Below are 5,496 nucleotides of genomic sequence, written 5' to 3'. Positions count from 1 at the left end.
AAAAACAAGAAAATAAAATAATCTCGGGCATCCGTATTACGGTTGAACACGCCATCGCGGGTATCAAGCGCTTCGGTTGTATGACCCAAATTTTACGGAATCGTAGACCCTTTATTGATGATACCTTTTTACTCCTTAGTGCCGGTCTTTGGAATTTCCATCTCAGAACAGCCTAAAATTTACTTCAATCACCGAAATACCCTTATTTCACTATTAAGCAACACGCTTAATCTGTTCATCTACTCTATTTTTTACGTTAGGTACCCGTCGATTTTGATTAATTAAGGCATCTATACCTCCATCGTCGACAAGTTCCTGATAGCGATAGAAAGTATCTCTGGATACCCCCATAATCTTACAGGCTTTTGATACGTTATGAAGCTCTTCAGCAAGATTAAGTAAGCCGACTTTATGTTTGATGATAGGATTATTTGTTTGATACATAAAATTACCTTTTATTTAATTATCTAATGATGTTAATTAAAACCGGTAACTTTCTTTTTTAAATCAGAATTGTCAGATTAAGTTAAGACTAATACAGTTAATTTTGTCTTTTTCATTTTCATTTCCGTGCGAATTAATTGGTCTTTGTGGCGTTTAAATAACGAATGTCTTCTTCAATCTGCTGTTCGGCAGTATCTAATACCTTTTCCAGTTCTTCCGGCGTTTTAGCTTGCAATACATCCTGCATTTTTTCTTCCAGCAACATGCCTTTCAGTATGCGCGTACCCACCATCAGCATGTTGGTGTAAACTTCTATACGGCTGTTCTCGTCTTCATCACACAGACAATCCAGCATATCCAGCACACCCTGATACATCAACGATTCTTCGTGGGTTTTGATCCCTAACGGTGCAAGGTAAGTCGCTATGTGGGATGCCTCTTGCAGCTTTGACCGTGCTTTTACTAGTGCAAAAGACAGCATCGCTTTTTCACGTAGGAATTGACGTTTCTCCACCTCGCCAGCGTTCATATTCTCCTTTTTTAACGCAGCCCGAAACTCCTGTTCAAAGCCCTTAAACGTAGCCCTTACCCGTTCCCGTAAAAATTCAACTTCTTCACTGATGAGGGGCATGTCAGTGAGATGGGTTGGCGTGTATTGCGTGAGGAGCGATTTAATATCGACTTTTCTGCCGTCAGATACCGCATACTCGATATTTTGGGTAATCATCATGTAGTGCTTAACCATTTCTCTCAGTACGAGATTTCGCTCAATCAATTCTTGTGATGAAGCAGTATGAGCATTAAATGATTCTGTCTTTTTCATTTTTAAATGTCCTTTATTAACTTTTTTAACAGTTACATTTTCCCCGTTCGCTTACTGTTGGAATAAAAAGTTAAGATAATGTTTTTTACGTTTTCTGACTTTGTAAGAGGGTTCGTTAACTAGGCTGACTATTCGATATACTGCCAGTGGGATCACTGCTCTTTCGCATCGTTAGGCTGGTTTGGTACTTCTAATTCTGTATCGCCAGACAGCTTAATCACGCCCTCGCTGGCATCGTCAGACAACACAATAACAGCTTCTCCCGTATCGGCTGGCACAGCAGACGCAACTTCTTCCTCCTTTTCTTCGGTCTCCCGTGCCGATTGTTCCCACTTGGTTAACACATCATTCAGTAAGGTAAGCACCTCTTTCGGCACAATCAGACTGACCTTTTCTTCCTTCTCATCGACGCTGTTGAGCGCATTCTCAACTTCGTTTTGGATCGCACTCAGGGATGAAAAGCACGATACCAATTCCTTTTTGGTAAAAGGCACTTTATTTTTGGACGGTACGCTGCGGCGCGTAATTTTGGATTTCCCCGTCGCTTGTGCCTTCTGCAAACCTTTCATCATCACATCGTAGGCATTTTTGCCGTTCCCCTCACATTCCACAATGATTTCTATCGCCAAATCTGCGGTAATCAGGTTCGATTTCACTAGTTGGGTAATATTCGCATCTCCACAGCGATAAAGGCGTAACAGGCGTTCTATCGTAACCAACGTATTGCCTGTTTTTTTGCTGATCTGTTTTTTGTTCCATCCCCAATTCATCAGGCGGTAAAACCCTTCCGCCTTTTCCAATGGCGTGAGTGGCTTCCCTTCGGCAGACGTGATCATGTTAATCACTTCGTCCTGCACTGACCCTATAAACTCGGAAACTGGGACAAACCCAATATCAACCCCTGCCGCTTTTGCCATCTGGAGTGCGAGGTAACGGTGATGCCCGTCAATGATTTTTAAGCGTTGCTCACCGTCAACAAGAATGACTTTCACCGACAATGGCGGAACATACACGCCAGATTGGTATGATTTGAGGAAATTTCTAGCATGTTCTTCATCAATATCACGCAGATTAAAGCCTTCTTCGATGTACAGGCTGTCAGGCGGTACATTGAAAATGCTGCTGGCATTGCTCACGCTCTCTTTATGGGAGGATGCGTATTTTTTAAGCGGTATAATTGTCGTTTCGTCAGTCGTTACTTTCGTTTTTGTCGCTTCCGTATCTTTGTTCATGGCAACGATAGTGTCTTTATTTAGTTTATTTTCAGTGGCTTGAGTATTATTTTTCATTATTCCTCTCTCCCATGGACTATGCGCGTCCACCATATCACAAAGAAAAAGGTATTTTTTTCAACTTACCACCGATTTTCTCTCCTTAACCGTACAGGTACACAAGCGCAGAAGAGTTGAGTTCTTCGGGTTCACCCACCTCATCGGAGATCAACGTAGCGTCAAACAGTATTGATAAGTATTTTTTGCTTTTTTTGATGTACTCACAACATGCGACAGCCAAGTCACCAACGGGTTCCTGATCGAACGTCAGGAGCAAAATCAGCGTGTTGGGTTTCTTCGGGTACTCAAGACCAATCCCAAAACAATACTGTTTGTGACGTGGGATGTAGTCCAGCGAAACCCTTGATTTTGAAAATGATTTAATCAGTTTGTAATTACCACCTTCTGTATCAAACAGCAGTGGTACCGGATTCTCAAGCATCCGTAGGTAGTCCGTTGGTGTGATCTCGTTAAGAATTTCACCGATTTTGTCCTGCCCGTGAGCGCGTATAAAAAAATGCTGTTGGTCTTTTTCCTTATAGGACGGTTTGAAGTTTTTATTGATATCCTCAACGATAGCGTGATGTATATCGAAATTGGTTTTCATTGGTCTTTGTTTCTCTCGTATTGTTTGAAATATTCGATGAAGCCCTTGTCGCTCTCTCTGGTGGCTTTGTCAGCTTCCCGTTGTGCTTCTTCCGCATTCTTTTTCTGCATCTTATCTGCCAGTTCCATGTAACGTTGAATATTCTCGTCATTCGGCTCTTTCACCACCGCCTCATAAGCAGCTTTCTCTCGTTCTTCCAATGAGTTGATGATTGGCAGCGTTCCGCAAGCACTCAACAAAGCCACAAGAGAAACGGCATTAATATTTGAAAATGTTTTTTTCATTATCTATTTTCCTACGTTGGAGGCTCTGATCCGCATGGTAAAGCGGTAACGGGGCGTACTGGAACTGCTCATCCTGCAATACAATAAAAGGCATAGGCACGGTGACACATAGCTTCTTGTCATTCCCGAAGCGAAGATTGCCGATAGGCTTCGATTTCAATGTCCGTCTGACTCTTAATTCATCAGATGTGGTACAGGTTTAATGACATCACGCCAGAAAAACTGGCTCTCAGGGATGAGAAGCGGTCTTCTTTTGACATCGCAGTGACTAGCAATTTGATTTTGGTTTTTTCATCATTGATTGTATTCACACATTCAACGATTTGATTCTGATTTTCACGTAACCTAATCAGTGATTTATTTTATTTCGCCCACTCTTTGGAGGATTTTAAATGCAGCAGATTTTTGTTTTGGAGATATCTTATTCCATTGCCGATACGAAGTAATGACGTTATTTAAAAAACGATTTTCCCAATTTGTTAATTTCGGATATTTTTTCCATAGAGTCGCATTTTCTGCATGAGCAATTAATTCAGATTCCTTCATTTATCTTTATTTCGCCTTGCCAAACGTTGCAGATTATCGTCAACATCGGCTTGGGTGACCTCTCCGACTATCTGACCGTCTTTGTCATAACGAAACGCACCTAACTGGATAAGTACCCGATAATCAGCATGATGCCCAATACTCCCTAAACACGCTCTTAAACGCCTTCTGGCTAGCGGTAAACACTTTTCCTTCACTTCTTGCCACATATCTTGCTGTATACCAATTTTCATTGGGCACAACTTGCCATCAGGAAAAAGATAAGGCCAAAACGTGCGGATTTGTGAAATTGCCTCATTTAACGGCAATCGTTTTTTAGGCGGAGTCTGGAGTGTTGGAATTTTAACCTTCGCTTCCTGTTTAGGTTTAACAACAGGTTTTTTGGGTTGTTGTTTTACTACTTTTGGCTCATAAGTTTTTTTTGCTTGTTTTTTGGGTGCAGCATTCACCCATACCTTTTTCCGGTAAACCGGATTACTTGAGTTCTGTTCTTCTTGTGAAGCCTTTCTTGGGTGATTTAGGCTTAATTTTTTTCGTTCCGTCATCGTTTAATCTTTAAACAGGTTAATCATTTCATCATCATTCAAGCCCGTAAATTTCATTACAGATTGCCTGTCCATGCCACTTTCCAGCATTTGGCGCGCTATCTTCATCGAAGCCTGTTTCTCGCCCCTCTGTTCGCCAAGATGAATGCCTTTTTCTATACCTTGTTGCTCACCCTCTTGCCGTAGCTGCTCTGCAATAGTCATCACTACCTCCCGATAATCAGTCGCTTTCTCCGCAATCTGATACAAAAATTGCTTTGCATCAAAAGTATTTCCTCGTTCTACAATATAACATATTAATCCTCGAAATAGCTCAGGCTCCAATACCCACTGATTGAGCAAGGATGCTATCTCATGACTTAACTCTAGCATATCGCGGGTGCGGATATGCTTCATCACAAGCTCCATCAGCGCAACATGCCGATGCGTGACAATCTCCTCGTCAGGGATAACCGTTACGTCAACCAGTGGGAACGTCTGCATATAGACAGACTTTGCCAGTTCTGGATCACGTCGGGTAGCAAGAGCGTATTTCTGCGCTCCCGCCCCCTAAGAGGCTGTCGCAAAAGCTCATGTTATCGATTAAAATTTGCTTTATTCGTTTTAAACGCAGATCTTTTATGACCGTATTTACTCGCAAACTGGAATCGCCTTCTCACACCAAACGTAAGTTTGTCAAAGCGCAAAATCTACCTATCTTGGAGGGTTCTGTTTCCCTTTGCGATTATCTCAAGCAAATTGGTGAACGTAGGGCATTTATTGTCACAGAGATTTTGGATGAACAAGACTGGGTACCTTTCGAACGCTGTTATTCTTCAACAGGTAGAGCGCCGTATTCTCCTCGTTCAATAAACTAGTTGCTGAATAGAGACTTGCATTTTTTGTCACGCTATTGAGAATAAAAAGAGGTTTAACTTAGAGAATAAAGGTTTGAAATGATCAACAAAGAGCGGCTGTTACGAGATAATCGTTTATG

The 5,496-nt window shown here is 41.7% G+C and carries 11 protein-coding genes and 1 pseudogene; 2 read left to right on the top strand and 10 right to left on the bottom strand.

Going from position 1 to position 5,496, the window contains the following annotated elements:
- Nucleotides 1-17: 17 nt before the first annotated feature.
- On the top strand, nt 18-176 hold the full coding sequence (locus CBG25_RS21600) for a hypothetical protein (protein WP_366212646.1): 159 nt from the start codon (nt 18-20) through the stop codon (nt 174-176).
- A gap of 58 nt (nt 177-234) precedes the next feature.
- On the opposite strand, the pseudogene CBG25_RS20805 reads toward CBG25_RS21600, so the two are convergent.
- The 10 genes and pseudogenes from CBG25_RS20805 to CBG25_RS20770 form a co-directional block, all read right to left on the bottom strand.
- A pseudogene (locus CBG25_RS20805) lies at nt 235-444 on the bottom strand (helix-turn-helix domain-containing protein); the annotation flags it as partial.
- Between the two features lie 133 nt (nt 445-577).
- Nucleotides 578-1,267, bottom strand: coding sequence for a hypothetical protein (locus CBG25_RS20800; protein ID WP_290608972.1), 690 nt, complete (start codon nt 1,265-1,267; stop codon nt 578-580).
- Between the two features lie 152 nt (nt 1,268-1,419).
- Complete coding sequence (locus tag CBG25_RS20795; RefSeq protein ID WP_290608971.1) at nt 1,420-2,556, bottom strand: hypothetical protein; 1,137 nt, start codon at nt 2,554-2,556, stop codon at nt 1,420-1,422.
- Between the two features lie 85 nt (nt 2,557-2,641).
- Nucleotides 2,642-3,145 (bottom strand): hypothetical protein, encoded by a 504-nt coding sequence (locus tag CBG25_RS20790; protein ID WP_290608970.1) that lies wholly within the window; start codon nt 3,143-3,145, stop codon nt 2,642-2,644.
- Nucleotides 3,142-3,429 (bottom strand): hypothetical protein, encoded by a 288-nt coding sequence (locus CBG25_RS20785; RefSeq protein ID WP_290608969.1) that lies wholly within the window; start codon nt 3,427-3,429, stop codon nt 3,142-3,144. The genes CBG25_RS20790 and CBG25_RS20785 overlap by 4 nt, the downstream gene beginning before the upstream one ends.
- A complete protein-coding gene (locus CBG25_RS21595) occupies nt 3,404-3,589 on the bottom strand; it encodes a hypothetical protein (protein ID WP_366212823.1) in 186 nt (61 codons plus the stop codon). Before CBG25_RS21595 ends, CBG25_RS20785 begins: the two co-directional genes overlap by 26 nt.
- A gap of 22 nt (nt 3,590-3,611) precedes the next feature.
- Nucleotides 3,612-3,779, bottom strand: coding sequence for a DNA replication terminus site-binding protein (locus CBG25_RS21590; RefSeq protein WP_366212824.1), 168 nt, complete (start codon nt 3,777-3,779; stop codon nt 3,612-3,614).
- Nucleotides 3,780-3,786: 7 nt separating this feature from the next.
- Nucleotides 3,787-3,975 carry a hypothetical protein gene (locus CBG25_RS20780; RefSeq protein WP_290608968.1) on the bottom strand — a complete coding sequence of 63 codons (189 nt, stop codon included), beginning with the start codon at nt 3,973-3,975 and terminating at the stop codon, nt 3,787-3,789.
- A complete protein-coding gene (locus CBG25_RS20775; protein WP_290608967.1) occupies nt 3,972-4,520 on the bottom strand; it encodes a ProQ/FINO family protein in 549 nt (182 codons plus the stop codon). Before CBG25_RS20775 ends, CBG25_RS20780 begins: the two co-directional genes overlap by 4 nt.
- Before the next feature lie 3 nt (nt 4,521-4,523).
- The gene (locus CBG25_RS20770) at nt 4,524-5,021 is read right to left on the bottom strand and encodes an Rpn family recombination-promoting nuclease/putative transposase (protein WP_290608973.1); all 498 of its coding nucleotides are present in this window, start codon (nt 5,019-5,021) and stop codon (nt 4,524-4,526) included.
- A gap of 71 nt (nt 5,022-5,092) precedes the next feature.
- Between CBG25_RS20770 and CBG25_RS20765 the strand changes: the two genes are divergently transcribed.
- Complete coding sequence (locus CBG25_RS20765) at nt 5,093-5,377, top strand: hypothetical protein (RefSeq protein ID WP_290608966.1); 285 nt, start codon at nt 5,093-5,095, stop codon at nt 5,375-5,377.
- The last annotated feature ends 119 nt before the right edge of the window (nt 5,378-5,496 follow it).

Origin of the sequence: Arsenophonus sp. ENCA (assembly GCF_002287155.1) — a bacterium.
GTDB classification, from domain to species: Bacteria; Pseudomonadota; Gammaproteobacteria; order Enterobacterales; family Enterobacteriaceae; genus Arsenophonus; species Arsenophonus nilaparvatae.
The sequence above is the reverse complement of the archived record's forward strand: the minus strand, read 5'-3'. Positions and strand labels throughout refer to the sequence as shown.